Source organism: Clostridium sp. 10cd* (assembly GCF_044336395.1).
In the GTDB taxonomy this organism is placed as follows: Bacteria; Bacillota_I; Bacilli_A; order Erysipelotrichales; family Erysipelotrichaceae; genus Clostridium_AQ; species Clostridium_AQ innocuum.
In genome coordinates, this window is the sequence record NZ_CP172347.1 from 1,593,624 (window position 1) to 1,619,756 (window position 26,133).

At 44.1% G+C, this 26,133-nt stretch carries 27 protein-coding genes, 2 tRNA genes and 1 pseudogene; 16 read left to right on the forward strand and 14 right to left on the reverse strand.

The window, feature by feature from the left end:
• Positions 1 to 265 precede the first annotated feature (265 nt).
• From phnC to ACG3M1_RS07850, 3 genes and pseudogenes are all read left to right on the forward strand, one after another.
• Positions 266 to 1,053 (forward strand): annotated as a pseudogene (gene phnC, locus ACG3M1_RS07840) (phosphonate ABC transporter ATP-binding protein).
• A complete protein-coding gene (locus tag ACG3M1_RS07845; RefSeq protein WP_008819129.1) occupies positions 1,050 to 1,838 on the forward strand; it encodes a PhnE/PtxC family ABC transporter permease in 789 nt (262 codons plus the stop codon). The pseudogene phnC and the gene ACG3M1_RS07845 overlap by 4 nt, the downstream one beginning before the upstream one ends.
• Positions 1,838 to 2,695: a PhnE/PtxC family ABC transporter permease gene (locus ACG3M1_RS07850; RefSeq protein ID WP_008819128.1), complete on the forward strand. Its 858-nt coding sequence runs from the start codon at positions 1,838 to 1,840 to the stop codon at positions 2,693 to 2,695. Before ACG3M1_RS07845 ends, ACG3M1_RS07850 begins: the two co-directional genes overlap by 1 nt.
• Positions 2,696 to 2,881: 186 nt before the next feature.
• Here the strand turns inward: ACG3M1_RS07850 and ACG3M1_RS07855 are convergent, their stop codons facing one another.
• A complete protein-coding gene (locus ACG3M1_RS07855) occupies positions 2,882 to 3,307 on the reverse strand; it encodes a hypothetical protein (protein WP_002608300.1) in 426 nt (141 codons plus the stop codon).
• A 167-nt stretch (positions 3,308 to 3,474) separates the two neighbouring features.
• On the opposite strand from ACG3M1_RS07855, the gene ACG3M1_RS07860 reads away from it, so the two are divergent.
• Positions 3,475 to 3,897, forward strand: coding sequence for a helix-turn-helix domain-containing protein (locus tag ACG3M1_RS07860; protein ID WP_008819127.1), 423 nt, complete (start codon positions 3,475 to 3,477; stop codon positions 3,895 to 3,897).
• A gap of 210 nt (positions 3,898 to 4,107) precedes the next feature.
• Here the strand turns inward: ACG3M1_RS07860 and ACG3M1_RS07865 are convergent, their stop codons facing one another.
• The 3 genes from ACG3M1_RS07865 to ACG3M1_RS07875 all read right to left on the reverse strand — a co-directional run bounded on the left by ACG3M1_RS07865 (position 4,108) and on the right by ACG3M1_RS07875 (position 6,568).
• Positions 4,108 to 4,839 carry a hypothetical protein gene (locus ACG3M1_RS07865; protein WP_008819126.1) on the reverse strand — a complete coding sequence of 244 codons (732 nt, stop codon included), beginning with the start codon at positions 4,837 to 4,839 and terminating at the stop codon, positions 4,108 to 4,110.
• Complete coding sequence (locus ACG3M1_RS07870) at positions 4,823 to 5,581, reverse strand: ABC transporter ATP-binding protein (RefSeq protein ID WP_009269465.1); 759 nt, start codon at positions 5,579 to 5,581, stop codon at positions 4,823 to 4,825. The genes ACG3M1_RS07865 and ACG3M1_RS07870 overlap by 17 nt, the downstream gene beginning before the upstream one ends.
• A gap of 108 nt (positions 5,582 to 5,689) precedes the next feature.
• Positions 5,690 to 6,568 (reverse strand): DUF368 domain-containing protein, encoded by an 879-nt coding sequence (locus ACG3M1_RS07875; protein WP_395815432.1) that lies wholly within the window; start codon positions 6,566 to 6,568, stop codon positions 5,690 to 5,692.
• A 160-nt stretch (positions 6,569 to 6,728) separates the two neighbouring features.
• On the opposite strand from ACG3M1_RS07875, the gene ACG3M1_RS07880 reads away from it, so the two are divergent.
• Entirely contained in the window at positions 6,729 to 7,316 is a 588-nt protein-coding gene (locus ACG3M1_RS07880) for an N-acetylmuramoyl-L-alanine amidase family protein (protein WP_002608305.1), read from the forward strand.
• A gap of 183 nt (positions 7,317 to 7,499) precedes the next feature.
• A complete protein-coding gene (locus tag ACG3M1_RS07885; RefSeq protein WP_009269464.1) occupies positions 7,500 to 9,533 on the forward strand; it encodes a UvrD-helicase domain-containing protein in 2,034 nt (677 codons plus the stop codon).
• A gap of 502 nt (positions 9,534 to 10,035) precedes the next feature.
• Here the strand turns inward: ACG3M1_RS07885 and ACG3M1_RS07890 are convergent.
• Both ACG3M1_RS07890 and ACG3M1_RS07895 read right to left on the reverse strand, forming a co-directional pair.
• A tRNA-Asn gene (locus tag ACG3M1_RS07890) sits at positions 10,036 to 10,111 on the reverse strand.
• 135 nt (positions 10,112 to 10,246) lie between these two features.
• A complete protein-coding gene (locus ACG3M1_RS07895) occupies positions 10,247 to 10,498 on the reverse strand; it encodes a hypothetical protein (RefSeq protein ID WP_008819117.1) in 252 nt (83 codons plus the stop codon).
• 196 nt (positions 10,499 to 10,694) lie between these two features.
• On the opposite strand from ACG3M1_RS07895, the gene ACG3M1_RS07900 reads away from it, so the two are divergent.
• From ACG3M1_RS07900 to ACG3M1_RS07910, 3 genes are read left to right on the forward strand one after another with little or no spacing between them, the layout of a single operon-like run.
• Positions 10,695 to 11,270: a hypothetical protein gene (locus ACG3M1_RS07900; RefSeq protein ID WP_009269463.1), complete on the forward strand. Its 576-nt coding sequence runs from the start codon at positions 10,695 to 10,697 to the stop codon at positions 11,268 to 11,270.
• 12 nt (positions 11,271 to 11,282) lie between these two features.
• Positions 11,283 to 11,852 carry a hypothetical protein gene (locus tag ACG3M1_RS07905; RefSeq protein ID WP_008819115.1) on the forward strand — a complete coding sequence of 190 codons (570 nt, stop codon included), beginning with the start codon at positions 11,283 to 11,285 and terminating at the stop codon, positions 11,850 to 11,852.
• A 10-nt stretch (positions 11,853 to 11,862) separates the two neighbouring features.
• Positions 11,863 to 12,078 carry a helix-turn-helix domain-containing protein gene (locus tag ACG3M1_RS07910; RefSeq protein ID WP_009269461.1) on the forward strand — a complete coding sequence of 72 codons (216 nt, stop codon included), beginning with the start codon at positions 11,863 to 11,865 and terminating at the stop codon, positions 12,076 to 12,078.
• 102 nt (positions 12,079 to 12,180) lie between these two features.
• Here the strand turns inward: ACG3M1_RS07910 and ACG3M1_RS07915 are convergent, their stop codons facing one another.
• From ACG3M1_RS07915 to ACG3M1_RS07925, 3 genes are all read right to left on the reverse strand, one after another.
• Positions 12,181 to 12,939: a CPBP family intramembrane glutamic endopeptidase gene (locus tag ACG3M1_RS07915; protein ID WP_002608311.1), complete on the reverse strand. Its 759-nt coding sequence runs from the start codon at positions 12,937 to 12,939 to the stop codon at positions 12,181 to 12,183.
• Positions 12,940 to 12,979: 40 nt separating this feature from the next.
• On the reverse strand, positions 12,980 to 14,182 hold the full coding sequence (locus tag ACG3M1_RS07920; protein WP_257323443.1) for a class I SAM-dependent rRNA methyltransferase: 1,203 nt from the start codon (positions 14,180 to 14,182) through the stop codon (positions 12,980 to 12,982).
• Between the two features lie 997 nt (positions 14,183 to 15,179).
• Positions 15,180 to 15,255 (reverse strand) — tRNA-Glu (locus tag ACG3M1_RS07925).
• Positions 15,256 to 15,469: 214 nt separating this feature from the next.
• On the opposite strand from ACG3M1_RS07925, the gene ACG3M1_RS07930 reads away from it, so the two are divergent.
• The 3 genes from ACG3M1_RS07930 (at position 15,470) to ACG3M1_RS07940 (ending at position 17,630) form a co-directional block, all read left to right on the forward strand.
• Entirely contained in the window at positions 15,470 to 16,465 is a 996-nt protein-coding gene (locus ACG3M1_RS07930) for an asparaginase (protein WP_008819111.1), read from the forward strand.
• A gap of 329 nt (positions 16,466 to 16,794) precedes the next feature.
• Positions 16,795 to 17,325: a DUF1836 domain-containing protein gene (locus tag ACG3M1_RS07935; RefSeq protein WP_009587840.1), complete on the forward strand. Its 531-nt coding sequence runs from the start codon at positions 16,795 to 16,797 to the stop codon at positions 17,323 to 17,325.
• A gap of 89 nt (positions 17,326 to 17,414) precedes the next feature.
• Positions 17,415 to 17,630: a hypothetical protein gene (locus ACG3M1_RS07940; RefSeq protein ID WP_002608317.1), complete on the forward strand. Its 216-nt coding sequence runs from the start codon at positions 17,415 to 17,417 to the stop codon at positions 17,628 to 17,630.
• Here ACG3M1_RS07940 and ACG3M1_RS07945 read toward each other — a convergent pair.
• A complete protein-coding gene (locus ACG3M1_RS07945) occupies positions 17,590 to 18,474 on the reverse strand; it encodes a metallophosphoesterase family protein (RefSeq protein ID WP_009269459.1) in 885 nt (294 codons plus the stop codon). The two genes, ACG3M1_RS07940 and ACG3M1_RS07945, sit on opposite strands and share 41 nt — an antisense overlap.
• 180 nt (positions 18,475 to 18,654) lie before the next feature.
• On the opposite strand from ACG3M1_RS07945, the gene ACG3M1_RS07950 reads away from it, so the two are divergent.
• Entirely contained in the window at positions 18,655 to 19,827 is a 1,173-nt protein-coding gene (locus ACG3M1_RS07950) for an NAD(P)-dependent malic enzyme (protein WP_009269458.1), read from the forward strand.
• Positions 19,828 to 20,189: 362 nt separating this feature from the next.
• On the opposite strand, the gene fumC is transcribed toward ACG3M1_RS07950, so the two are convergent.
• From fumC to ACG3M1_RS07965, 3 genes are all read right to left on the reverse strand, one after another.
• Entirely contained in the window at positions 20,190 to 21,554 is a 1,365-nt protein-coding gene (gene fumC / locus ACG3M1_RS07955; RefSeq protein ID WP_008819108.1) for a class II fumarate hydratase, read from the reverse strand.
• 81 nt (positions 21,555 to 21,635) lie between these two features.
• Positions 21,636 to 21,923 carry a hypothetical protein gene (locus tag ACG3M1_RS07960; RefSeq protein ID WP_002608321.1) on the reverse strand — a complete coding sequence of 96 codons (288 nt, stop codon included), beginning with the start codon at positions 21,921 to 21,923 and terminating at the stop codon, positions 21,636 to 21,638.
• 41 nt (positions 21,924 to 21,964) lie between these two features.
• Positions 21,965 to 22,528, reverse strand: a complete 564-nt coding sequence (locus tag ACG3M1_RS07965; RefSeq protein WP_002608322.1) for a hypothetical protein — start codon at positions 22,526 to 22,528, stop codon at positions 21,965 to 21,967.
• 396 nt (positions 22,529 to 22,924) lie between these two features.
• On the opposite strand from ACG3M1_RS07965, the gene ACG3M1_RS07970 reads away from it, so the two are divergent.
• Together ACG3M1_RS07970 and ACG3M1_RS07975 are read left to right on the forward strand one after the other, a co-directional pair.
• The gene (locus ACG3M1_RS07970; protein WP_008819106.1) at positions 22,925 to 23,932 is read left to right on the forward strand and encodes a hypothetical protein; all 1,008 of its coding nucleotides are present in this window, start codon (positions 22,925 to 22,927) and stop codon (positions 23,930 to 23,932) included.
• 60 nt (positions 23,933 to 23,992) lie between these two features.
• Entirely contained in the window at positions 23,993 to 24,226 is a 234-nt protein-coding gene (locus ACG3M1_RS07975) for a hypothetical protein (RefSeq protein ID WP_002608324.1), read from the forward strand.
• 525 nt (positions 24,227 to 24,751) lie between these two features.
• Here ACG3M1_RS07975 and ACG3M1_RS07980 read toward each other — a convergent pair.
• Positions 24,752 to 25,255, reverse strand: a complete 504-nt coding sequence (locus tag ACG3M1_RS07980; protein ID WP_008819105.1) for a flavin reductase family protein — start codon at positions 25,253 to 25,255, stop codon at positions 24,752 to 24,754.
• Positions 25,256 to 25,387: 132 nt separating this feature from the next.
• On the opposite strand from ACG3M1_RS07980, the gene ACG3M1_RS07985 reads away from it, so the two are divergent.
• Entirely contained in the window at positions 25,388 to 26,062 is a 675-nt protein-coding gene (locus tag ACG3M1_RS07985) for an MBL fold metallo-hydrolase (RefSeq protein WP_008819104.1), read from the forward strand.
• The last annotated feature ends 71 nt before the right edge of the window (positions 26,063 to 26,133 follow it).

Consider the following 26,133-nt stretch of genomic DNA (forward strand, 5'->3'; position numbering starts at 1 on the left):
GGGATATGAAATCAAATTGAAAAAAGGGAATCCAATGCTATTGTTTACGTCAATCGCACCGGATTCTCTTTTTCATACACCGCAGCTGTCAATGCTGTTTTACAGATGAAGGAAATGCATACAACAGACAGTATGGGAAAAGGAAACACGATGCCTTTCTTCGTTAAAGGAAGGATTACGAAGGCTTAACAGCCGCTTAACACACAACAGGCAAACCCGGGGTACAATAACCATGTGGTATAAAAAAGAAAAGGTGGTATCGTGAATGAGTGATATATTACGTGTTCAAAATGTTTCAAAGACATATGAAGACAATGCGGTTCAGGCCCTGCGTCATGCCAGCTTTGAAGTGCATGAGGGAGAGCTGATCTCGGTAATCGGACCAAGCGGCTCAGGGAAAAGTACATTGCTGCGCTGTATCAACCGGATGATTGATGTGAGTGAGGGCAGCATTCAGTTTCTCGATTAGAGGTAACGTGTGCAAATAAACGGCAGATCAAGGATATCCGCCGGAATATCGGTATGATTTTTCAGCACTACAATCTGGTCTATCGGTTGAATGTTCTGGAGAATGTACTTCATGGAAGACTTGGCTATTATCCGACATGGAAAAGTACGCTGGGAATGTATTCGCAAAAGGATATCGAGCAGGCCGCAAAGCTCTTGGAAATGCTGGGACTGGGAGATAAGCTGTATGATAAATGCTGTGATCTTTCCGGCGGACAGAAGCAGCGTGTCGGGATTGCGCGGGCTTTGCTTCAGAATCCGAAAATTATGCTTTGCGATGAACCGATTGCTTCTCTGGACCCGCAGTCAAGCAAGGTGATTATGGAGCATTTAAAGGCGATTACCACAAACATGAGGATTCCCTGCATTGTGAATCTGCATCAGGTGGATGTTGCCCTGCATTATTCGGACCGCATTATCGGTATGCATCAGGGAAGCATTGTTTTCAATGGAAAACCGCAGGAGCTGGGAAGTGATGTAATTGAAAAGATTTACGGAGTCCCTATGAATGAGCTGATCAGTAAGGTGGAGGAGGTGAAGGCATGAGCTATTTTACGAAAAAAAGACGGTCCCTGGGCATGTATGCTGCTGTCACCATTGCTTTGCTGGCACTGTGTACCTGGCGTCTGGAAATTGACTGGGGTCTCATTCTTGCGAACTTTCAGGTATCCGTTGTGCGCTTTACAAAAACGTATCTTCCAATGGACTTTTCACAGCTGCGGGAACAGCTGTATCAGCTTTGGATTACCGTTGTGATATCCATTGCCGGAGCGTTTGTCGGCATGCTTCTTGCCTTCTTCTCCTCTCTGGCTATCTCCAGCAAAACCTCCCGTTACCGGGTGCTGAAATATCTGGTCCGCGCTCTTGCGTCATTGACCAGAAATATTCCGGAGGCTGTCTGGGCGGTTCTGCTTCTGCCACTGCTGTGGTACGGTGATTTTCTCGGCTTCCTTGTCTTGTGTATTATCTCCTATGGCTTTTTAACCCGTTCCTTTGCGGATTCCATCGATGAAACAAATGCCAGCTGTATCAAGGCTCTGGAGGCAACCGGTGCCAATTACTGGCAGATTGTCGTTCATGCTGTGATTCCGGAAACCATGCCGTCTTTAATTTCCTGGACACTGTACGCGGCGGAAAACAATATCCGTAGTGCTACGGTCGTCGGAATGCTTGCGGGGGGCGGTATCGGGTATCTGATGAGTATTTATCAGGGAGGACTGTATATCGGCTATACGGGGTATCAGCTGATGGCATCCTGCATTCTGTTTATTATAATCACGGTGATTATCACGGATCAAATATCTGCACAGATTAGAAAGAGGATTATCTAATGGAAACATATACGCTGACCTCTCCTGCCGCCCCGACGCTGAAAAAAAAGAAAAAGGGACGCTATATCCTGCGCAGAAAAGATACCTCGCGCCTGTTGTCACGGAGTGTGGTGCTTATCTTTGCGTTTGTCTTTCTCTATTTTATCCTGTTCATCTGCCCCTATCGATGGGATCAGGTACGGCCGCAGCTGATTGCCACGTATCTAAGCAGCTTTCTGGATTTCACTGCCGTTACACAGAAAACGGCGATTGAGGTATTCACCAGTCTGATCAATACAATAGCACTTGCCTTTGTCACGACGATTATCGGAGCATGTATTGGATTCCTGCTGGGACTTATGGCAGCCCGGAATCTTTCACACCCATGGGTTTGCAGTATGGTACGCGGTTTTGCAGGGCTGATTCGTGCCGTGCCGACAATTATCTGGGTGCTGATCTTTATTTCCGGCTTCGGATTAACAGCTACCACAGCCATTGTGGGGATGAGCTTTCACAGTGTCGCCTACTTCATCAAATCGTATTCCGAAGCCTTTGAGGAGGTTGATCCTGGTGCGATGGAGGCGATGAAGGCAAGTGGAGGAAGCTGGTGGCAGATCGTATGGAGTGCTGTCATCCCGGTATCCTTTACAAAGCTTTTATCCTGGATTGCCATGCGCAGTGAAATGAATTTCGCAGCTGCGGTGATCATCGGTCCTGCTGTAGGTGTTCCGGGGACGATTGGCTCCATTTTGAATTCCTATCAACGAAGCGGCGGTTATGGTACCGTGGGGCTGTGTGTACTGGCAATCTTTATGACAGCGCTGCTGTTTGAAATCATCATCACCCTGTATAAACAGAAAAGTATCGTAAACGACTAGAAGCCGATACGTTCTGCAGAAGCATTATCAGGGAAAGAAATAAATCTGTATAGAAAAAAGAAGCTCTTTCGCTGCAGATTGCGACGCAGCTGAAAGCTTCTGATTTCAGAAAATCATGGCAGCACCGCACCGATTGCATGTCGGACATGCTGCCATTCTTTTTGTGTGATTGTACAATGCTCAGAGTCAGTCCTGCACTGCCTGCGGATGCTTTTTGATCCAGCGGCGATGGGAGGTATTTCGCTTGACCTCCAGAAATTTTTCTCCGGGGAAATGCAGTGGATTCTCTTTTGTTTCGGCATAGATTTTCAGAATATCCTCTGCATCCTCACGCAGGTATTCCAAATTCATGGAACCATACAGACGTGCAGGGATTACATACATGGGAAGCTGGATTTCATTTTTTCTTGCCATTTCCTGAGCATGGTGCATGGTATGCGGACAGAGCATCGCAATATCAAATTCCTCCTGGTGCTTTACGAGAAACAAGAGTGGCATGAAGGCCACCGATATTTCATCCTCCCACCCCTTGTCCTCAATGGCTTTTTTGATTTGTACAGAAATTACACTGGAAGACATGCCCCCACCGCAACAGATAACCATTCGTAACATAAGCTCCTCCTTTGTGTCGCTATCTAGCGACACAATTGTATCACGATATTTGAAAAAAGGAAAGCGTATTCAGTCAATATATACAAGCCCCTGAATTTATCGTATAATAGGAAAAGACAAAGATGAAGACGGATATTTCTGTAGCAAAGTAAGCAGGCAGTGTAGATATGCAAGTTGATAGGAGTGAAGGTATGATCAATCTGGATGAGGTGCTGACATTTACAGAGGCAGCGGATAAATGGGGACTGGCGGATGGAAAAACCATTCGCAAGGCAGTGGAGCGCGGACGGTTTGAGCCGCACGAAATTAAAAAGAGCGGGAATGTCTGGCTGACAACCTATGCGGCCATGCAGCGTGTGTTTGGAAGTCCGAGAACCTCTCCCTCCGTGTTGTATTATACAGAGCTTTACGAGAATACAAGAGAGCGTCTGGAGCGTTTTTTTGAAGAAGCTGGTCTTGCCCTGCAAAGAGGGGATATGATTTCCATCGTGGAAAGCAGGGAGCATCCTGAGCGGATATTCTGTATTTTAAAGACAGAAGAGGAGCTGGAGGGCTTGCAGCGGCGATTGAAGTATTTTATGAAGTCGTAGTGCTGATAGGTGAGAAAGAAAGGAAGGTCTGCAAGTGAGGATTCTTTCTCGATTGTGGATAAACATAAAACAGGGAGATTCAACATGATTGGTTTTATCAATAGAAACTGAATTCTCCCTTTTTCATATACCCTAAAGTAAGAAAGAGACCAAGTGAGCCTTTCTTTTTTTTGAATCAGCTTTGAAAATATCTGGTAATAAAGCAAGGTTTTATCCGAATTTTCGTTTCATAAGTATTCGTACCTGCACGATTGCATAAACAGCAGCATAAAGCAGCATCTGCAATGTGTATATGCCTGTTTCCCTCATGGGCACCTGTGTCCATTTTGCACTTTGGATACTGATATCGGAAACCGGAGGAAATACACAGGCAAATATTTCTGGCAGCTGCATATCCTGCAGCAGTGCGGAAAACGTCATGGCTGCTATGATGAGCATACAGGCAAGGGGCAGCGCCAGCTTCTGGTTGGAAACAATACGCGGGTGCAGCAGCGTAATCATCATCCCACCGCACAGGCCGGCACTGACATGCAGGTTGAAATATCCGAACAGCATATCCGCACGGATGGGATACAGTGTAAAGGCTGCCCCGTTGATCAGATAAAACAGACAGGGGATAAGGAGGATGAGGAAGCTGAAAAACAAATCGCACAGCAAAAAGAAAAACAGACGGCTGACGTAATACAGCAGTTCATTTCCCCTGCTTTGTAAAATCAATATCTGTTCCTCCAGGGCTTCCTGCTTCTGCATGGAATGTACGCTCCAGCCCATGATGGCGAAGGACAGCATGATGGTTGCCGCAAAGCTGCTGTAGGGATTGATTCCGTTCTCATTATAAAAGATACCGCAGAAGACAACGGTAACCACCAGCGGCATAACCAGCCTGGTTGAGGTCAGGGTTCTGCGTATATAGTATTGGTTTAATTCAAAGATTGTTTTCATGCCGAAGCTCATCCAGATGCCAGCCCTGCATCAGATACTGCTGAATGCAGGCATCGCTTTCCTCTTTTGCACAGACAAGCTTCTTTTCCTCCTGCTGTCTGCTGAAATGCATATAGACCTGTTCCATGACAGGAAGTGAAGCCATCGGCCGCAACACACCATCCTGCAGCTCATATACGATATCTGCCACCTCCTTGATCAGGCGCTGCTCATGCACGGCCATTAGGATACATACATCTTTTTTCTTCAGTGCCTCCATCAGTTCGATGAAGACCCTCTGAGAAGCGATATCCTGTCCGTTAAGTGGTTCATCCATCAACAGAATATCAGGGGTCTGCAGCAGTGCCTGTATCACTGCCACCTTTTGCAGGCTTCCCTTTGAAAGATACTGCATCGGTGTTTTCAACAGGTCATCCATAAAAAATTTATGCGTATATTCCCGAATGACAGCCAGTGCTGCATCAGCATCCATTCCCTGTATGGCACCCATATGCATCAGAAAATCACGGGCATTCATGCGGGTCGTGAAAAAATGATCCGGTATATACTGCAGAACAGCGTTTTTAAGCTGCAGCTCACCGCTGTCGATTCGTAAAAAGCCTGCCACAGCATTCAAAAGGGTGCTTTTTCCGCAGCCGTTGTGTCCGCAGATTGCAATGCATTTTCCGGGTATCAGCTGCAGCGAAACGTCCTGCAGAACCACATTGCTTCCAAAGGACTTGCTTATATGTATTATCTCCATCGTATCACTCTTTTCCATATACTGTTATGATAGCACAAAGGATAGGACTTGTCTGAAAAATACAGAAGCAAAATAAAAAAAGAACAGCAGCTGCCGTCCTGTATAAGCTTATTTCTCACTGATATCCTTCATTTTCTGAAGTCCGAAGATGATGGCACCGCCGATGATGAACCAGAGAATTTCAAAGGTTTCAAGGCTGAGGGGAGCCTGTGGAGTTTCCAGTGTCTGCGGTCCCATGATAATTGCATAGAAGGAGCCGAGCATCATTCCGATAATCAGAAAGACCATGATACTGCGGTGCTTTTCCAGCGCAAACTTAATCAGCCGCACAACGGTAATCACGCCGGTTATGATTCCCAATCCGAAGACAAACAAAATCGGTACATAGGAGAAATCAAATCCCATCAAGGCTTTGATTGCAGAAATAATAGGAACATACAGCCCAAAAATCAGCAGCAGTGTGGAACCGCTGATCCCTGGCAGAACCATTGCGGAGATCGCAAACATCGCAGAAATAAAGACGTAGACGATCAAACCGATATCCAGCTGAGCCAGATTGACACTGGAGCCGCTGCCTGCGACCGGATTGAAATAGGTGATCAATGCAACGACGGCGATACCGACAAGAAGCGCTATCATGCTTGCTGCATTGAGTCTCATGTTTTTCTTTTCTTCCCGAATCACGATTGGAATCGCGAACAGAATAAATCCCATAAACAGAGAGGATATGGCATAGATCTGTGTATGAAAGATGCTGGCGAGCACAGATACCGCCATCAGGAAGCCGACAATCCAGCCGATTCCCAGCTTCAGCAGAAAAATGACCGCCTCTTTTTTCTGCTGCATATTACCGCTCATCAGTGCATCCAGTGAACCGATGAATTTATCATAAAAGCCGAGCAGAAATGCAATCGTTCCTCCGGAAACTCCGGGAACACTATCTGCCAGCGCCATACAGAAGCCTCGAATAAAGTTTAATACCACTATGAAGTACCTTCCTTTCGTATCAAGGTTTATTATACTGTATATTTTGTAAAAGCCAACCGCTTTTTTATTAAATTTTCCTAAACAAAGGAAGGGAAAATATTTACCTGTGAGGAACCCTGTACGTTTTTTTACATAGTATGTCCAAAAAGGAGGTAGTTTCATGGCGGTAAGAATCTATGTGGATCAGGGGCATAACCCGGGGAATATCAATGCGGGGGCTAGTGGTAACGGGGTTGTGGAATCGGAGGTCACCTATTGGGTGGGAATCTATCTTGCAGGCTTTCTCTATGCAGATCAGCGCTTTGAAGTAAAGGTATCCAGACCGTTTCCGGATACAGTGCTTGGCTATGATCAGGCGAGCAGTCTGCGAGCAAGAGTAGATGAGGCGAATGCATGGCCGGCAGATTATTTTGTCAGTATTCATGTCAACTCCAATCCAAATCCTGCAATCAACGGCTCGGAGGTGTATGTATACCGGGAAAATTCCACTGCTTACGATCTGGGCGTCAATGTTTTGGAATCCATTGTCGATCTGGTGGGAACACGCTACAATCAGGTGCGGACCAATCCATCCCTTTATGTTCTGCGGCGTACAAGCATGCCGGCAATTCTGGTGGAGCTGGCGTATCTTTCCAATCTTCAGGATGCCGAAAAGCTGTTGAATGACCAGTATCTGTTTGCTTTTTCCATCTATATCGGAATTCTGAATTATCTGGGTTATTCCTATGATCCCTTTCCCAGACGCTGATGGAAGGAATTGAAAAAAAGAGTGCATTTCTCTTGCGTAAAAGTGGAGTTTCTGCTCACTGTGGAGTGTAAGAGGTTACAAGGTAAATAATGTAAATAAAGTAGGAAAAAGTTTTAAAAAGGTTAGTATTTGGGGAGAATTTAAGGTATAATTATGAATCGTTGAGAAGTGAGTGGTGAATGTATGGATATGAATGAATTACTGAAGGAATATAACGTAGAACTGGATGAAAAAAAGCAGGAGCTGTGTTGTGAGCTGCAGCATCCTCTTCTGATTAATGGAACAACAGGGAGTGGTAAAACATTCCTTTTATTAGCCCGTAATGCGTATCTAATGAAGGTTGAAGAGGTGGAACCGTCAGCTATTTTGAATATTGTGCATGATCCTGCCATTGCAAAGAGAATGGCGAAGGATTACCGCTATCTATACTGTGATGATGAACGGATGCCTTCCTTTGTGGATATGCACAGCTTTGCTTATCGGATTATCCGCTTCCATGATAAAATGATACAGCGGGAATCCTGTAAGGCGTATCGTGATATGGAGAAGGTGGTTCGCCGTCTGATTAAGGATATGTTTGCAATGGAGCTTACCGGTGTACAGCTGCGCCGTTTGATGCGGCAGATCAGCACCTGCCGTACTATGATGATGAGTGAGCGTGAAATTGCTTCTATCAGCTTTGAGGGAATTGATTTTCCGGCTTTTCTAAAGGCTTATGATAAATTTAAGAATGAGCGCAATATTTATGATCAGGATGATATTCTGTGTGAATGCGCCCGTATTTTAATGAGTACACCGGCCGTTTTGCAGACCTTTTCCTCCCGGTATCAGTATGTGCATATCGATGATGCACAGGAGCTCTCCTTTGTTGCCCATGTCATCATCAAGTTGCTGTTTTCGTCGAATTGTCAGATGATGATGCTGGCAGATCGTGATCAGTGTCTGGATTTTGATAAGGCGGCGTATCCGCAGGCACTGGACAGCTTTTCGGAAGCATATGTGCAGGCGCGCATTGAACAGCTGGAGGGAAACTGGCGCAATAATCAGACCATCAACGCTCTGGCAAATGAGTTTTATTATAAGAATGAGACAGCTATGAGCTGCAGCAGTGAGGAAACCTGCGAGGTGAAATTCAAGGGCTTTGCACAGCTGGAGCGGATGTATGAGTATGCGATGCGCATGGTGGTAGAGGATGAAAGTGATATTGCCTTCCTGTATCGTGACGGCGCAATGGCGATGCCTCTTGTGGAGCTGTTCATGCAGCATCAGGTGCCGTTTCACCTGCATGGAAGCGTAAAAAAGTTTTTGCAGGAGCCGGTTGTCAAGGATCTATGTAATATCATTGAGCTTCTGATCGATCCAAAGGATATGCGTGCCTTTTATGAGGTATATGAGAAGCTTGGCTTTGATATTTCAAAAAAGGTGCTGCTGGAGGTTGCGCAGCGTCTGCGGGATGATGAGCATGTGGATGTCTACCAGGCGATGATGGAAAGCAGCTATCGAGCTGCCGGAAAGAAAAAGCTGGCGGCTTCCATGGAGAATATCCGAACTGCCTCCACATTGGAAACACACACGATGATTACCTTTATTCTGGACAAGCTGGGGTATCGGGCACGTCTGCTGAAGGCGAATATCCTGATGAACGATTCCAATCTGCTGGCTCTGCGCGTGATTGCTGCTCGCTACAGTGATCCGGCACAGTTCCTGAATCGTCTGCGGGAAATGGGGGAATTCCTGTGTGAGCCAATCAGCCGTATCCAGATTCGCAGTGTAGCTTCTGCCAGAGGTATGGAATTCAGTCGTGTGGCACTGCTGGATTGTCTGGGATCGACTTTTCCAAAAGCCGGTCTGCAGGAGGAAGAGCTTCAACTGGAACGCCGTTTGTTTTTTACTGGGATCACCAGAGCCAAGCATCAGCTGGAGTTTTTTACAAGCAAGCGCTGTGATGTAACACGTCTGGAAATATCTCCATTCATATATGAGCTGCATGCGCCAAAGGAAGAAGAAGCAAAGGTGGCAGGGGAGCGACCTGTAGCACAGCCGAAAAAGCTGCGAGAGGGTGGCTTGCGTCGCGGTATGCGGATTACACATGCCACGCTTGGAGAAGGCCGCATTATGAAAATCAGCGAAGGCATGATGCAGGTACAGTTTCAAACAGAAAGCAAAACACTGAATATTCACCACTGTATCATGAATGAGCTGATTGATCTGGTATAAAAGAAGTACTGCTTAGCAGCTATGTTGAAAGCTAAAATAGGGAAGTCCTGCAAATGTCGTTGGCAGTAACGCAGGTCTTCCCTTTTCTGTACTTTTTACTCCAGATATTCAGAATAAGAATGTATATGCATGTGAGGGTCCTGCTGTTTTGAACAAAGGATTCTGCATACTGTAAAGGAATGGCTGTTTAAGCTTATAAGTAGGCGGTAACATGACCTTTTTTCAGCCTCTGCAGAAGAAAGATATACACTTTCAATGTGATATTTGTTCATGATTTGAGGCATTATAAAACATTCATTTCTTACAGGCAATCATCGATTGTGAAGATGCAGAGAGCTGTTTAGTTATCGTATCCAATAGGAATATGGAAGCTATTGTCAGGAAAGGACAGCCCTTTTTAGGTCAACAGGGTGTTGTATGCAAGAGGAAGCTGACAAAAAAGGGTTGTCAGTTATTACTGAAAGTAAAAAAAACCCATTATTCATGGGGTTACCTGTTATCATGGCGCCTTAAACAGGACTTGAACCTGTGACCTGCCGGTTAACAGCCGGATGCTCTACCAACTGAGCTATTAAGGCATTTCTTAAATGCTTAATTATAATACCATAGGTGTTTTGTTTTTGCAAGCTATAAAATCAATTTTCATGCAATTAAAGTCATAAAAAAAGGATGGAAACCGAAAATGATATTTCGGTTTCCAGTAACAGGAAGTCTTAACCCTTCAAGCCTCTGGACTGACGATCCATGTCCTCAATTACAATATCATAGATTTCCCCAAGGGTAGCGCAATATTTTAGCACATCCCAAGGTGCATTTGTATGAAAATGGATTTTGATGAGCTCAGCATCTCCAACAGCAAGCAGGCAATCTCCCTGAAAATTCTCCATGAAATAATCGTGTATGGAATCCTCACATAAATCATTTCCTTCAATCAGCAGCTGTGTGTCATAACGGTATTCCAGCATATGCAAATCTCCTTTCCTAAGCATGATTATATCATATCATAATGAGATGCAAAGCTGTGTAGTTTTTATTTTGAATGCAACAGGTGCTTCAAAATTCTTGGCATTTATGTTTATAATATAATATTTAATGATAAACGATAAAAATATATTGTAAAATATTAAAACTATGCTAGAATGTAATTATGGAGGTGTTCCTATGAAATTGAAACAACCTGTAAACTGGAAGCATACGACGTTTCTCTGGATACTGAGATTCATGCTGAGTGGTGTGGCTGTATCCATTGTTTTTCAATGCCTGAAGATAATTGAACTCTTTCAAATGCCGGAACAAAGTCTGCGGTTTATTCCATGGGAGGTCAACAATGTTGTGACGCTGGCTCGTCTATTGGCAGAAAGCGGACTCTTTTCCAGCAGATTTTATGCCGTTTTTGACTCCCTGCTTGCAATTACAAATGCCAGCATATATGCTCTTTTGCTTCTGTGGGGCATACAGGCAGTAAAGGAAGCCGCAAAGACAACACCGTTTTTAACAGATATATTGAAAAAATTAAAGATCAGTATACTGCTGCTGGCAGGCTTTCGTTTCCTTTTAGTCTTCCTGGAATTTCTTCTGGCTCTGATATACCAGCCGCCAATTGATTGGTCTAGCCTATTTTTCGATGTTGTTCGTAATCTTTTTGAAAGCCTGATCATGCTGGGAGCATTATGGTGTCTGATACATGTCTGGATGTATGGGGCAGCTTTGCAGCATGAGCTTGATGAAACAATATAAGGGGTCAGGATTATGAGAAAAAATAAGAATAGACTTATGAAGATATTGCTGTACTGTCTCGTCGTATGCGGGATCATCGTAATCAGCTTAAGACTATATACGATTTATACGATCTGCATATCTCCGGACTCCTTTTTCGAGCCTAATCTGCCGCGGGAGGAGCTTATTCTTGTTACTGGAAAAAGTCTGAGCAATGTACTTATGAGCGTGGAGCTTACCTCAGATAAAGCCGCCGCCCTGCTGGAAGCTATTGTCGGTTTACTTGCAGAGATTATACAAATTGTTATTTTAGCTCTTGCCCTACGCATCTTCCAGAGAAACTCTATTCATCGACCTTTTCAGGTGAATATGATAATCTGGTTACAGGGCTTCGCTATTCTCTATTGTATTCTTCCTATTGTGCAGGGACTGTTTATCATCTGCGTTCTGGGTTTGAATCAGGCAAATTTATATCCGAGGCTCATACTGTTTCAATTCCTTGATATCGGGTTACAGGTGTTACCGGGTTTAGCGATTATTGGTATTGCAAAGGTGTTCCGGTATGGATATAGCTTACAAAATGAAGTGGATCAGATTCTCTAGGAGGTGAATTATGGCAATTATATTAAGACTCGATCGTGTCATGGCAGATCGTAAGATATCGCTGAATGAGCTGGCAGATCAGGTAGGCATCTCCAATGTTAATCTTTCAAATTTAAAGCGCGGAAAGGTAAAAGCCATACGGTTTTCAACCCTCGATAAAATATGTGAGGTACTGGATTGCCAGCCAAGTGATATTCTGGAATATCAGCGAACAGAAGAGCAATAAATACAGATATGAAAAAGGAAATCCATCATGTCACCTTCTCAGCATCTGCGAATGTATGTGAATCGCAGATACTGTACCTGATAATGTGGACTTCCCTTTTTATTATTTCGTAGGCAGTTTGTGCATATGCCTGCTTTTATCGTGAGCAAGCAATAGCAGCACCATGCTCACCTCAAACAGTGTCATGAGGATATAAGGAAATTCATTTCCTGCATTATCCGCAGGATTGATGGCAAACAGGTGGATGCAGAGATTCCATGAGAAATGATATGTCATCGAGGATAAAAGATTTCCCTCACTCCACTGAAGCAGATACTCATATACAAAGCTTTCTGCGATACAGCCGATGAAGAAGGAAAGCAGAGGGACCTCTATGCCATTTTGATAGAAATAATGATAATGCCAGAGAAACCAGATGATACCGATACTGACAGGGACATGCCATTCCTTTTCCATACGTTCTCTCAAATAAGATCGTAAGTATCCACGCCATCCGATTTCCTCTGCAAAAAATGCCCATACAATGACAATAAACTGCAGATCATAATTCAGAAAATGTCCAGATGAAGAAGAACCTGCGAACAGCCTTGCGAGCAGCATGGGGGCAAGGGAAAACACGCAGGGGAACAGGAGTGCGGTGCCAGATTTCCAGCCTTTGAAATTCTTCTTAAAAAAACTCAGGAGCTGTCTGTTCTTCGATAGAACGAGAAGAGCGGCGATACTGGGAGAGGCTGCTTCCAGTCCGTAAAACAGAAGCTGTAATACAGGAAGCCCGGTATATCGCTGACACAATACAAAAAAGAAGGGCATGAGAAAAGTCAGTAAGAGAAACATGCATATGTCGTTTGTTTTCGTCTTCATCAGCACTCAGCCCTTCATGTTCGAATATCAGTAACTATTTTTAAACAATCTGGAAAATATAAAACTTCAGATACGAGGTTTCTTCCATTGTCCATAGGATAGGATGGTCATGATTCTGCTGTGTAACGGATACCTGCTTCAGGGTGACTCCTGCTTCCTGTGCAGATTCACGCAGCATCTTTTCAAAATTTTCTATTTCCATAAAACGGGAACAGCTGCAGGTGATGAGATAGCCGCCTCTTCCCAACAGCATCATAGCCTGTTTGTTAATGCGTTTATAGCCGCTGTAAGCATGGTCTATCGTTCTTCTGGATTTTGTGAAGGCAGGGGGATCCAGCACAATAATGTCGAACTGTCCCTCTTTACAGGTATCCAGGTATTTGAACACATCCGCTTTCACAAAAGAAATCCTGTTTTCGAGATGATTCAGCTTTGCATTGGCATATGCCTGATCCAATGCAGTCTGCGATACATCGACAGCGACAACCTGACAGGCATTTCCATACGCCGCATTTAATGCAAAGCCGCCGGTATGCGAAAAGCAATCCATGACACGTTTTCCATGTGCCATTTCACGAAGCAGAACACGGTTGGCTTTCTGATCCAGAAAATATCCGGTCTTCTGTCCGTTTTCAACATCCACATGAAGCTTTAATCCGTTTTCATCAATGATGGTTGTGGTTGGCAGCTTCATCTGCTTCCAGTATCCCTTTTCCAGAGGCAGACCTTCCTTGGCACGCACCCTGATATCATTGCGTTCGTAAATTCCTTTTACATCCTGTCCGTCTTCTCTTAATACTTCCAGCAGCACCTCATACAGCATATCCTTTCGCTGTTCCAGTCCATAGGAGCTGATCTGTGATACCAGAATATCATTATAGCGATCCACTGTAAGACCGGGAAGCTGATCGGCTTCTCCGAAAATCAGGCGGCAGTTGGTTATATTCTTACTTTCCAGCGTTTTGCGATACGCATACGCAAATTGGATTCTTTCTTTGAAAAATGCTCTGTCAAATGTATCTGCTGTATCCTTTGACAGTATTCTTACAGTGATATGACTGTTTCTGGACAGAAAGCCGGTTCCAAGATAGCGATCCTTGGTTGTTACGATGTCAACAAGTGCACCGTTTTCTATTTCCTCAGCAAGCTTAACAACATTATTCTTATACATCCACATCTGTCCGTTGTCCAGCCACTTTTCTCCTTCTTCGCTTATTGTAATCTTTGGATAATTTCTATTCATATAAATACCTCACTATTTCAATTCCCCTGTATTATATCATACATTCCGTTTCTGCTGTATGCTAAGCCGGCAGGTATTACCGTGTATGGTCATTTCTCTGTTTAAAAAGCCAGAGAGACATTGGAGGTTTCCGTATCATAAGATAACAGCATCCTCTTGCATGCTTTATTTGAAGGGAAAAGGATATAATCCTTGCAATTGAAAGGTAAAAACATTTAATCATGCTCGTTATGGATATAGCCATTTTTTATATAACGATCCTTGTTCTGCTTTTTGCAATACACAAAATAACTGCTTACAATGAAAAATATCTGCGCAAGGGTCATTGCAATACCGGTTCTTAAAATGTTGGATGGATGAAACATACTGCATAGTACAATACCGGTCACAAGCAGCCCCACGTATGCAACATAATCCTTTAAGACAATCTTTCTTTTCATGAGCAAATAGTAGAAAAGACATATGATAAATAAATCCATCAGACCGAATGAAGCTTTTACATCATACAGCAGCATATATATTTGTGAACATATTAAAATCACAGCGCATATAAATTTTTGATAGACATTTTTCATGCACAACTCCCTCGCTTTTCACTCATTCATATCGTATTCAAATAATTATAAGGATACTTCTTTGTGTATCTTTATTATAGCATAGCTATGATAAGGTATAGAAGGCAAATAAGCTTCACTTTTATTATTTGATTGAGATAGATAATTCATGACAGCTTAAAGGTATTATTAACGCTTAGAAAAATATGCAAATTTATGCGTGATATAGGGTACATTGATGACGCTGTCAATAGAGATGCTTAAATCAAGTTTTATAACGCTTAATCGAACGAAAGAAAGGTTAAATTTATGGGCTTGGTAAACACACTTTCAGGACTTCTGACTAAAAATAAAAATACTGAAATTTCAAAACAATCGTCAAAAACTCGTCAATCGTGTTATAAGCACTAAAAAAGCCCTTGTTTAGGGCTTTATCTGTCTATTGGTGACGCGTACGGGATTCGAACCCGTGAATGCTTGCGTGAAAGGCAAGTGAGTTAACCGTTTCTCCAACGCGCCATCATTTAATCGCGAATGCCAGTTAATAATACCACAAGAAGAATTAGTACGCAAGACTTTTTTTGAAAAAAACAAAAAAATTGAATGCTTACATAAAAAGCAGAATACCGTAGAAACTAATCAGATAAGGAGTAAGATTTATAAAGAAATAAAGCTTTTCAATATACCAGTATAACGCGTATAATATATGCGGTTAGATAAATGAGGTAGGAAGATGAAAAAGATATTATTTTTAACAACCGGTGGAACCATCGCATCCAGTTCCAGTGAAGAAGGTCTGGTGCCATCCCTGACAAGCGAGGAAATTTTGCATTATCTCGGTGAGCATCATGGTGATATTGAAATAACCTGTGAGGATTTGCTGCGGCTGGACTCCAGTAACATGCAGCCGGAGGAATGGCAGCTGATTGCAAGGCGCATTGCAGAGGCGAAAAGCGGGTATGACGGTATTGTTCTGAGCCATGGTACAGATACGATGGCGTATACAGCCGGGGCGCTTTCCTTTATGCTGCGCAATCTGGACATCCCCCTGATCATGACAGGAAGTCAGCTGCCGCTGCTTCATCCGCTGAGTGACGGTGTGGAAAATATTCGTGTGGCATTTACCGCTGTATGTGAGGATATTCAAGGTGTGTATGTATGCTTTAACAGAAAAATTATGCTGGCAACACGTGTTGTTAAGGTTCGTACGATGAATTTCGACGCCTTTGAGAGTGTAAACATAGAGCCGTGCGGACGGGTGGATGCCAGAGGTCTGCGTATAAACAGGCAGCTGCTGATTCATCCAACGAATGCGTTTGCTTTAGAGGATGAGCTGTGTAAGGAGGTCGTGCTGATCAAGCTGATACCGGGCATGAACCCGCTGCTGTTCGACAAGCTGGCGGAAATGGATATCCGCGGTATCGTCATCGAAGCCTTTGGTGCCGGTGGAATCAATTTTGTGCGTCGTGATTTGATCAGCAAGCTGGAAGAAATCGTCGCCCGCGGAATCAGTGTGGTCGTATGCAGTCAGTGTCTTTACGAATACAGTGACTTCTCTATCTATCAGACCGGTCAGAAGGTATTGCAGCACGGCGTGATTCAGGGCTATGATATGACAAGCGAGGCCTGTGTTACCAAGCTGATGTGGGCATTGGGAAAAAGTACGGATACAAAGGAAGTAAAGCGGATATTTGAAACCAATTATGTCAATGAGATAACATTGCCATAGGCCTGTGTGCTGTTTTGCTTAAGGATTCATGTTAAACAGAAGCTGTTATCAATCGATGACCCGTAGCTGGTTGAAGGCTTCTGTTTTCTTATGTCTGGCAAACAACATGAAAGCAGAGGCCGGCCTTTTATATTGCTTCTTTCTGTTTGATAAAAGGATGGCTGTCGCAGGGGAGTATGAGCTGAATTTCCCTTATTTTATCGGTTTTCAGCTATAGTAAGCTAAAATATAAGGATTGGTATCATTTAGTATTGAAAAACATATAAACTGGTACAATATATTAGTTGACAATTCATTGACAGAATGCTACGATATGCTTGGTGATAATGATGATAGAGAAAAGAAAAGCACCGGCGTTTCATTGCCCCCGCTGGGAAGAACTGCCGGATATGGATTTATATATGGATCAGGTCGTAACCCTGTTAAATGAATATCTGAAGCCGTTTCATGCGAAGGATCAGGAAAAGATGGTAACCTCCACCATGATCAATAATTATGTGAAGCACGGAATCGTTTCCCCGCCCGTCAAAAAGAAATATACGAAGAACCACGTTGCCTATCTGATGGTGGTCTGTATCTTAAAGATGGTGTATCGCATGGATGAAATCAGCAAGCTGATTCGTGTGCAGATTTACAAATATCCCATTGATCAGGCTTATAACTATTTCTGTGCTGAGCTGGAATGCTGTCTGAAATGCATTTTCGCCCATAAAAAAGTGCATCATGCGCCAAGTGATGATGAGGGAAGTCTTGTGGTCGACCTGATCCGTAATACCGTGCAGGCTGTGGCTTACACGATTTATGTACGGCACGAGCTGGAGCATCCCCAGATTATGATACAGGAGGAATCCGATACATAGGCGGCTTTCACAGTAATATGTGGAAGCTTTTTTCTTTTTTGTTTATTTCCTTCCATCAGCCGCATATAGTATAGCAAGAGGGATACCAAATGAACGAACTGCTTGTGATTGCCTGGCTGCTGCTTCCTGCTTCCGCTTTGCTGATACAATATTATCTGATACAAAAACGACAGAATTTGCTGTGGATCCTGCCGCTTTTGAGTCTGGCCGTCACCTTTTTTATCGGACTGGCGGCTGTATTGTATGCTTTTTTCCTGATTATATTTACAAAGGTTCTGATGGCAGAAGATCCGCATCAAAGCTGATGACCTCACTCGTTTTCATATCGAGAATATATTCATGGGAAACGATCCAGCGCCGGTTTTTATAATCCCGTGTCCGCAGATACAGAAAATCCGCATAAAAACGAAGATTGAAACCGATCTGATCCTGTGAATCCCCGTGCTCTATACGTACGAAGGAAGGCAGATTGATTAAAAACAGATTGCGTCTTGCCAGAACCTCGCATAGGGCGAAGCTGTTGTGCAGATGTCCGCTGATGAAAATGATATGCGGATGTACATCCTTCAGCATGTCCACCTGCAGGTGCTGCTGCGTACCGGTATGATCTTCACTCATCACATGAGTATCCTGCAGCGGCTGGTGTGCGATGATGCATACCGGCTTGTTTTTATCATCCTGCTTTAATCCGTTTAACAGCCAGTCCACCTGCTTTTTGGTGAGAATCATATCGTTCTTGCTTGGCCGCTCACTATTCAAAATATAAAAATGGATGCCTTCTACAAACCGGTCAAAATAAATACTTTCCGCATGCCGCGGCAGCAGCTTCCGGTATTCCGGATGAATGCGGTTTTGTGTGCGTGAAAACAGATTATAGAGATCGTGGTTACCCAATGCAGGCAGAATATGAATCGGGAATTCCTGCAGCTGCGTAAGCACCTGTTTCATCTGAAACGGATAGCCGTTATTTGTCAGATCACCGCAAATTGCCACATGGCGAACCTTGCGCTTCCATATATCCTCCAATGCGGCTTCCAGCTTCGCATTCTGTCTGGGGAAAGCGATGTGCAAATCTGACAGCAGCTCCATTTGCAGATAGCTTTTTTCGTTGCAGATCCGATTGGCAAAGGCCGTTCTTTTTTTATCCATAGCAAATCTCCTCCTGCTGTATATTGTGGACAGAAAACGCTCTTCTATAACGCATAGAGAAAAAGAATTACAGCTGTTGAACAGCTTTTCCACCGCTGAAAAATTACAATTTCTGTTTATATCTTTTTTCGCTTGTGATACTATAATACTGAACGAAAAAGAAAGTTGAGGTATGCGAAGATGGATTATGCAAAAGAAGCGCTGCGTCTGCATGCAGAGTGGAAAGGAAAGCTGGATGTCAATCCCAAAATGGAAATCAACACCAAGGATGATCTGAGTCTGGCGTATACACCGGGAGTTGCTGCTCCCTGTCTGGAAATCGAAAAGGACATCAACAAAAGCTATGAGCTGACCGGACGTGGAAATCTGGTAGCGGTTGTAACTGACGGGACGGCGGTTCTCGGCTTGGGAGATATCGGACCGGAGGCAGGGATGCCGGTCATGGAGGGGAAATGTGTTCTGTTTAAGGAGTTTGGCGGTGTGAACGCAATCCCTTTATGCATTAAAAGCAAGGATGTGGATGAAATCGTACATACAATTGCCCTTTTATCCGGCAGCTTTGGCGGCATCAATCTGGAAGATATCGCAGCACCGCGCTGTTTTGAAATCGAGGCGAAGCTGAAGAAGCTGTGTGATATTCCGGTATTCCATGATGATCAGCATGGAACTGCCATCGTTACCGCAGCTGCTTTGTTAAATGCGGTAAAGCTGACAGGCAAAAACATGGGGGATCTGCGCATCGTCATTAACGGTGCAGGCTCTGCAGGTATTGCGATTGCCCGCTTGCTGCTGAAAATGAATTTCGGTGATGTTATCCTGTGCGATTCCAAGGGGAGTGTATATAAGGGAAGAGAAGGCATGAATGCCGGCAAGAAGGAGATTGCTGAGCTGACGAACAAGGGACTGTTGAAGGGAAGTCTTGCGGATGCCATGAAGGGAAGCGATATCTTCATCGGGGTATCCGCTCCGGATGTGGTCAGTGAGGCTATGGTAGCCAGCATGAATGAAAAATCCATCGTCCTGCCAATGGCAAATCCAGTGCCGGAAATCATGCCGGACAAGGCTAAGCATGCCGGTGCCTTCGTGGTAGGAACCGGGCGCAGTGATTTTGCTAATCAGATCAACAATGTTCTGGCATTCCCTGGTATCTTCCGTGGTGCCCTGGATGTTCACGCAAGCGATATCAATGAGGAAATGAAGGTTGCCGCTGCATATGCGATTGCTTCCTTGGTACGTGATGAAGAGCTGAGCGTAGATTATATTATCCCAAGTGCTTTGAATAAAGAGGTGGGTGCTGTTGTAGCAGAAGCTGTTGCACAGGCGGCAAGGGAAAGCGGTGTAGCGCGCATATAATTGAATAGAGAATACGGTGACCAGTATGAAGTATAGAAATCGCCGTATTTTTTTTGGTAAGCAGGTGGAGGGAGCGTGCCGTCCGACGGATATGGGAGAATAAGCCTTCATCTGTAAAGCTCAGCCTGCGTTTTCTATTTCTATCATAAAAAAAGAGCTCCTATCAACCTGATGCGGAGTTCTTTTTCTATCTGTATGTTATGTAAAAAATATTATAGGAAATCGTGCCGATTTCCTATAATGGGTTAGAGCTGCGCTACTATGTTAAATCGTCCCGATTCCCATAATAGCATTATCACCCTATATAGTAGAATTGAAATATTTCATATTTCATTCTCCGGGTGTCATAAATCTCTAACCCATTATACCATGTTTTCTGCTATGACGTAGGCATCAAATTCTTCCGCACTCAAAAAGCCGAGTGCCACACAGGCTTCTTTTAAGGATATCCCATCCTGATAGGCTTTTTTTGCTGTTTTTGCGGCATTTTCATAGCCGATATGCGGATTCAGAGCAGTAACGAGCATCAGTGAATGCTGCAGATATTCCGCCATTTTTTCTTCGTTTGCCCGGATACCCTCTACACAGTGGATGCGGAAGCTGCGCAGACCGTCACTGAGCAGGGTGACGGATTGCAGGAAGTTATAAATAATCACCGGCATGAAGACATTCAGCTCAAAATTACCCTGACTGGCCGCAAAGCCGATGGCCGCATCATTTCCCATGACCTGTACGGCTACCATGGTCATCGCTTCACATTGTGTCGGATTCACCTTTCCCGGCATAATGCTGCTTCCTGGCTCATTTTCCGGTATCCGAATTTCCTGCAAACCACAACGCGGCCCGCTTGCCAGCCAGCGTACATCATTTGCCATCTTCATACAGTTTGCCGCCAGTGCCTTCAGCGCACCATGGGCAAAGCAGATATCATCCTTCGCAGACAGAGCGTGGAATTTGTTCGGGTCGCTGATAAATTGAGTAGCCAGCTGATCGCTCAGCCTTTCACAGACGAGATCGCCGAATCCCTGCGGGGTATTCAGTCCGGTACCGACTGCCGTCCCTCCAATGGCAAGCTTACGCAGGGAATCGATTGCCTTCTGCAGCATATCGATATTGTTCTCCAGCATGCCTCTCCATCCGCTGATTTCCTGTGAAAAGCGCAGTGGTGTCGCATCCTGCAGGTGTGTACGTCCGATTTTGATGATATGCTGATTCTCTTTTTCCAGACGCTTTAAAGCATGAATCATTTCCTCCAGCTGGGGCATCAGCTGTTTACGTAGTGCTTCAATCGCTGCGATATGCATAGCAGTAGGGAACGTGTCATTGGAACTTTGTCCCTTATTCACATCGTCATTTGGATGCAGCAGCTGTTCCCTTGCAATTTCATTTCCGCGATTGGCAATGACCTCATTCACATTCATATTGCTCTGTGTTCCGCTTCCTGTCTGCCAGACAGAAAGTGGGAAGTGAGCATCCAGTCTGCCGCATAAAATCTCATCACAGGCAGTGGCAATCGCATCCAGCTTACGCTCCTCCATACGGCCAAGCTCATAGTTGACCTTTGCGCAGGCCAGCTTCAGATGTGCAAAGGCACATATCATGCTCAGAGGGATTTTCTCATCCCCGATTTTGAAATTCTCATAGCTGCGCTGTGTCTGGGCTCCCCAGTATTTATCTTCCTCCACAGCGATTTCACCCATGGAATCATGTTCCATTCGTGTTTTCATAAGACGCACTCTCCTTTTTATCTCTACACTGATTTTATCATGTTCCGGTATGAAAAAAAGAGCCGGACAGGAAAGAGCGGCTCAGAAAGCTATGCACAAAAGTAAAAGACAGAGAAGCAGAAGTCCCGAAATACTGGTACCGATGATGCCCAGCACCAGACCGGCGATCGCTCTGCCTGCCGGACGTAGCACTCTGGCTCTGGCTCCCATGACAATAGCCAGAATTCCGCAAGCCAGAGAAACAAGCACAATCAGCATTCCCGGCAGCCACCGGAAAAAGGAAAACAGGATAGCAGGCACACAGAATGATACAGAAACAATGCCGAGAACCATGGATGCAATCGCTGTACGGATTGTCGCGCTGTTCATATCAAATCCATCCTTTCAATATAAAACGGGCCGTAGCCCGTTTAACCGCCAATCTGATAATCGTCATCCAGTACCTTGATTTGACTGTCACCGATAATGAAATAATGCGGATAATGATACAGCAGATTCTTATTCACAAAGGAAATGCTGCCCAGCAGAATATCCACAGCCTCAATGGATGTACGTGTCATAAGATCGGAAATAAAATTGAAATCTGTTTTCATGTCCTTGTAATGTGCATCGGAGAATGTGTAGATGGTGTTTTCCGGAATAAAGCCGGTTGCTCTACTCAGCGGTTTCACAATATTTCTTGCATAAGCCGGAGCACTGATTTCATAGCCGTTCATACTCAATGGGGTACCATATTCCACGATAGCCTTTAGAATACGCGCATTACCAATTACCTTTTCCAGAGAATCATCCTTGACATTGATGACAAATTTACGACCTTCGGCAAACTGATTGATATGATATTCGTTCTGAAAGAACAGATACATGTGATGATTCAGTGTCTTTGCGACATCCTCTCTCACCGGCTCATATCCAACCCAGCCTCCAAAATCATTTACATCTGCAATTTCGATTCCATACATAACCTGTTTCATATGAATTCTCCTCTCGTGTGTAGTTCTTATCTATATTATATACTGAAATGAATGTAAAAAACAGATTTTACGTACAAATTCTCCATGCTTTTCCTTATACAGAAGTGTTTACAGTCGCAAAGGTATGCCATCATATGCGAATTCCTTCGAAAAATACGGACTGCGTGGCATACAAAGCAGTATCCTACAGATACCCGGAAGTGGTCTTCCCAAACTGAATGTAACAGGTAGTAAATATTCCGCTAATAGTGCTCTCTGATTTTTTTACAAATTTCTATTATTTCCTATCCACATATGATAAAATTATACAAAGTAATACCAGTGCTTTTACAGAGTCTGCGTGCTGTATGCACAAGCGATAGCATAGGCTTTTGATAGAGAGAGAGGATATCGGGGATGAGTAGAAAACGGATTTGTGAGGATTGCGGAAATAAGTGCAATGATGAATATTGTCCGATTTGCGGAAGGAAAACAAAGGTATACAACGAAGCTTCCCGTCAGGAGGATACGCTGTATGATGCCGCAAAGTATCGTACCACGGCTGATACGAAAAAAGCGGAGAGTGGCGTGTTTGAAGAAAAGAAGGAGCGCATCGATGACAGTGAGCGTGTAAGGGAGCACCGCTATAATCATCCCAATGCGAAGAATTTGCGCCTGCGCATGGAAAAGGGCGGACATCCGTATTATGAGCATATCAAGGGAGGGGGGGCGCAGAAAAATATCCGTTTGGTTCAGCTGTTCAGCCTGCTGCTGATTATCGGTATCGTGGTTGCGGTTGCTGTGGTCGCTATGACCTCCTTTCGCGATGAGCCTTCGGCATTCACAGACAATGAGGACATTGGTGACAGCTTTGTGAGTGGAAATATTTCCAAGCATGAGGTGGAAGAGAAGGTTTCCCTGACCTGTATGGTAAAGGATTATGAATATGCCGAAGGTGTCCAGACGGTCATTGTGGAAAATAACAGTCCGTATTTTGTGAAAACGGATTTGATAAAGAACGGGGAACCGGTGGGATATTTGAATCTGCCTTCCCATTCAAAAACGGAGAATCTGATTTATGATGAAAATCTGTCCTCCTGTGAGAATAAAATCTACGGGGTGTATGAAATGGATATCGAAAAGCCGCAGGTAGCCTACACATTTACGGATACGTATGTGGAAGACTATACGCTGCAGGCAAGGATAGATGTAAAGGAAGCCATTGATGAAAAGCAGCTTGCCGTTCTCATGCGTTATCTGTATGCACAGGCCAGTGAATCCTTTCTGTATGAGCTGTATGAGGTGAACATCTATCAGGGCAATCGATACCTGTTCGATTCCTATTTTGACTTTACACGAGGAACCATCAAATTCAATTCCGTGGAGGCATCTTTTACTATGGAGGACATCGTTATCGAAAATTAGGACTTTTTCTAATAATGAAAACGTGGTAAGATAGTAAGGAATATGAAGGAGAAATAGGTTATGAAACATACAGTGCGTTTACAGGAAGAGATTTCAAAACATGTGTCCGCAAGAAAACATATTACAACACAGATCGAATACTTCTGCGACAGCGAAGAGGATACGAAGCATCTGACACAGAATATCACAGAGGTGCTGACAAAGCATCTTGGTGACAGCAGACTTGCCAAAATCACCTACGACTATCATCCGGCTGAGAAAAAAGTGGAAGTTGTGATTATCGAACACCAGTAAGAAGCTTTGCGATGTCTTGATGGCATCGTTTTTTTCTTTTCCTGGTGAATGCCATGGAAAGAAAAGGATCAAAAAAGCATTTCTTATGCACATTCCTACACGCAGTGGGATTCAAGCGAAAAGGAAGAGTGAATTCTATGAGGAAGAAGATTATCCGCTCCTTCATTTTATTGCGGCTTTACGGATTTTCCATTACCATATAGCATCCTTATACGAATTGTGCACCTGTTATCAATGATACACAATGTGCAATCGATGTTCCCTTATAAGCAGGTGGTTATATTGCTGAAATCGGTTGAAAGGAAGAATCCGGATAGGATGAAAAAAGTCGGTAAACTATACTGTTCCTTCATATCGGGGATGTATAGCCTATTAGCTATAAAAAAGAAGCTGTCATACAATTGAGAACCGATTTGATCTCTCCTGTAATCCAGCTTTCATGCTGTCGTATATTCCCAACACGGATAAGAAGCAGGAAGGAAAAGAGGCTGTTTCTCTTTTTATACTTTCTGCTTTTTATTACTGTTATTTTTGATAGACGTGCTCAATTTCTGCGACATACATGGTATGATAATCCTTCTGCGGATAATTCTTTTCAATCAAGGCGGCATCCAGGAAGCAGTCCTCCCGCATTTCCTGCGCATACAGCTTGCGGCATACAAGCACCGTGTTTGCTTCTGTGAAATAAGGTGCATCGTTTATGAATGCGGTATGCAGACCGGCTTTTTCTATCTTTTGCTCATCTCTGCCACTGACCGTGCCAAGATAGGAAAGTGTTTTGCGGTATTCCTCATCGTAAAAGGAAAGGGTAAAGCAGTCTTTCTGATCAATAAATTCCTTGGTATAGCGCTGCGGACGCAGAAATACGAAAGCAACCTTCTTGTTCCATAAAATTCCCATGCCTCCCCAGGAGGCTGTCATCGTATTGACAACACCGTCCCTTTCGGCACTGACCAGCATCCATTCCTTTCCGATCATCGTAAACGCATCACTGTGCAGCTGACTTGTCTGTATCTCTTTAAGCTCCATAATATCAGATCCTTTCTTTTCCATTATTATAGTGTATGCAGATTCCGTTTACAAGTTGAATATAGCGGGGAATCACTTGCAAAGCTGCGCTGTGTGCATTATGATAGCCTTATGAAAAGAGGGAATCTGTTTATGAACATAAGCTATATTACACACAGCTGCTTTCTGGTGGAGCTGGATAGCTGTTATCTGCTGTTTGACTATTACAGGGGCACGCTGCCGAGGATGAAAGAGGACAAGCCCCTGTATGTGTTTGCCAGTCATGCGCATGCCGATCACTACAGCACCAGGATTTTTAAGCTGAAGCACCCGTCTATTACATGGATTTTATCCAGTGATATCGCAGCTGCGCATCCCCATATACAGGTGGAAGCAGGGAAGTGCTATACAGTGAATGATCTGCAGGTGCGCACGCTTGCTTCTACGGATGAGGGTGTTGCCTTTCTGGTGACAGCTGAGGACAATTGCATCTATCACGCCGGTGATCTCAACTGGTGGGACTGGGGCGATGAAAATACGCCGCAGGAACATGCAGAGATGAAGGAGCGCTATTTCCGGGAGCTGCAAAGCATCAAAGGGATGCATTTTGACGTTGCCTTCCTACCGGTGGATCCCAGATTGAAGGAGCGTGCGCTGAAAGGAGCCCGGGCTTTTCTTCAATATGCCTCCTGCGATCTTCTGGTACCGATGCATTTTTGGAAGGATACTGCCGTCTTTACATGGCTGCGGCATTCAGAAATCCAGAACATAGAAGCCATGCAGCTCTGGCTGGGATTCCAGGAACTGGAAACGTTTACAAAAGTATAAGGTTTCTTCACCTTCCTGTGGAAGTTTTTTCTGAAGTATGCTACTATTGTACTATATAAACAATAGAAAAG

What these genes read in the sequence shown, in the direction of transcription:
- ACG3M1_RS07845 (WP_008819129.1), top strand. Translation starts at nt 1,050, where the DNA reads ATGAGCTATTTTACGAAAAAAAGACGGTCCCTGGGCATGTATGCTGCT.
- ACG3M1_RS07850 (WP_008819128.1), top strand. Translation starts at nt 1,838, where the DNA reads ATGGAAACATATACGCTGACCTCTCCTGCCGCCCCGACGCTGAAAAAA.
- ACG3M1_RS07855 (WP_002608300.1), bottom strand. Translation starts at nt 3,307, where the DNA reads ATGTTACGAATGGTTATCTGTTGCGGTGGGGGCATGTCTTCCAGTGTA.
- ACG3M1_RS07860 (WP_008819127.1), top strand. Translation starts at nt 3,475, where the DNA reads ATGCAAGTTGATAGGAGTGAAGGTATGATCAATCTGGATGAGGTGCTG.
- ACG3M1_RS07865 (WP_008819126.1), bottom strand. Translation starts at nt 4,839, where the DNA reads ATGAAAACAATCTTTGAATTAAACCAATACTATATACGCAGAACCCTG.
- ACG3M1_RS07870 (WP_009269465.1), bottom strand. Translation starts at nt 5,581, where the DNA reads ATGGAGATAATACATATAAGCAAGTCCTTTGGAAGCAATGTGGTTCTG.
- ACG3M1_RS07880 (WP_002608305.1), top strand. Translation starts at nt 6,729, where the DNA reads ATGGCGGTAAGAATCTATGTGGATCAGGGGCATAACCCGGGGAATATC.
- ACG3M1_RS07885 (WP_009269464.1), top strand. Translation starts at nt 7,500, where the DNA reads ATGGATATGAATGAATTACTGAAGGAATATAACGTAGAACTGGATGAA.
- ACG3M1_RS07895 (WP_008819117.1), bottom strand. Translation starts at nt 10,498, where the DNA reads ATGCTGGAATACCGTTATGACACACAGCTGCTGATTGAAGGAAATGAT.
- ACG3M1_RS07900 (WP_009269463.1), top strand. Translation starts at nt 10,695, where the DNA reads ATGAAATTGAAACAACCTGTAAACTGGAAGCATACGACGTTTCTCTGG.
- ACG3M1_RS07905 (WP_008819115.1), top strand. Translation starts at nt 11,283, where the DNA reads ATGAGAAAAAATAAGAATAGACTTATGAAGATATTGCTGTACTGTCTC.
- ACG3M1_RS07910 (WP_009269461.1), top strand. Translation starts at nt 11,863, where the DNA reads ATGGCAATTATATTAAGACTCGATCGTGTCATGGCAGATCGTAAGATA.
- ACG3M1_RS07915 (WP_002608311.1), bottom strand. Translation starts at nt 12,939, where the DNA reads ATGAAGACGAAAACAAACGACATATGCATGTTTCTCTTACTGACTTTT.
- ACG3M1_RS07920 (WP_257323443.1), bottom strand. Translation starts at nt 14,182, where the DNA reads ATGAATAGAAATTATCCAAAGATTACAATAAGCGAAGAAGGAGAAAAG.
- ACG3M1_RS07930 (WP_008819111.1), top strand. Translation starts at nt 15,470, where the DNA reads ATGAAAAAGATATTATTTTTAACAACCGGTGGAACCATCGCATCCAGT.
- ACG3M1_RS07935 (WP_009587840.1), top strand. Translation starts at nt 16,795, where the DNA reads ATGATAGAGAAAAGAAAAGCACCGGCGTTTCATTGCCCCCGCTGGGAA.
- ACG3M1_RS07940 (WP_002608317.1), top strand. Translation starts at nt 17,415, where the DNA reads ATGAACGAACTGCTTGTGATTGCCTGGCTGCTGCTTCCTGCTTCCGCT.
- ACG3M1_RS07945 (WP_009269459.1), bottom strand. Translation starts at nt 18,474, where the DNA reads ATGGATAAAAAAAGAACGGCCTTTGCCAATCGGATCTGCAACGAAAAA.
- ACG3M1_RS07950 (WP_009269458.1), top strand. Translation starts at nt 18,655, where the DNA reads ATGGATTATGCAAAAGAAGCGCTGCGTCTGCATGCAGAGTGGAAAGGA.
- fumC (WP_008819108.1), bottom strand. Translation starts at nt 21,554, where the DNA reads ATGAAAACACGAATGGAACATGATTCCATGGGTGAAATCGCTGTGGAG.
- ACG3M1_RS07960 (WP_002608321.1), bottom strand. Translation starts at nt 21,923, where the DNA reads ATGAACAGCGCGACAATCCGTACAGCGATTGCATCCATGGTTCTCGGC.
- ACG3M1_RS07965 (WP_002608322.1), bottom strand. Translation starts at nt 22,528, where the DNA reads ATGAAACAGGTTATGTATGGAATCGAAATTGCAGATGTAAATGATTTT.
- ACG3M1_RS07970 (WP_008819106.1), top strand. Translation starts at nt 22,925, where the DNA reads ATGAGTAGAAAACGGATTTGTGAGGATTGCGGAAATAAGTGCAATGAT.
- ACG3M1_RS07975 (WP_002608324.1), top strand. Translation starts at nt 23,993, where the DNA reads ATGAAACATACAGTGCGTTTACAGGAAGAGATTTCAAAACATGTGTCC.
- ACG3M1_RS07980 (WP_008819105.1), bottom strand. Translation starts at nt 25,255, where the DNA reads ATGGAGCTTAAAGAGATACAGACAAGTCAGCTGCACAGTGATGCGTTT.
- ACG3M1_RS07985 (WP_008819104.1), top strand. Translation starts at nt 25,388, where the DNA reads ATGAACATAAGCTATATTACACACAGCTGCTTTCTGGTGGAGCTGGAT.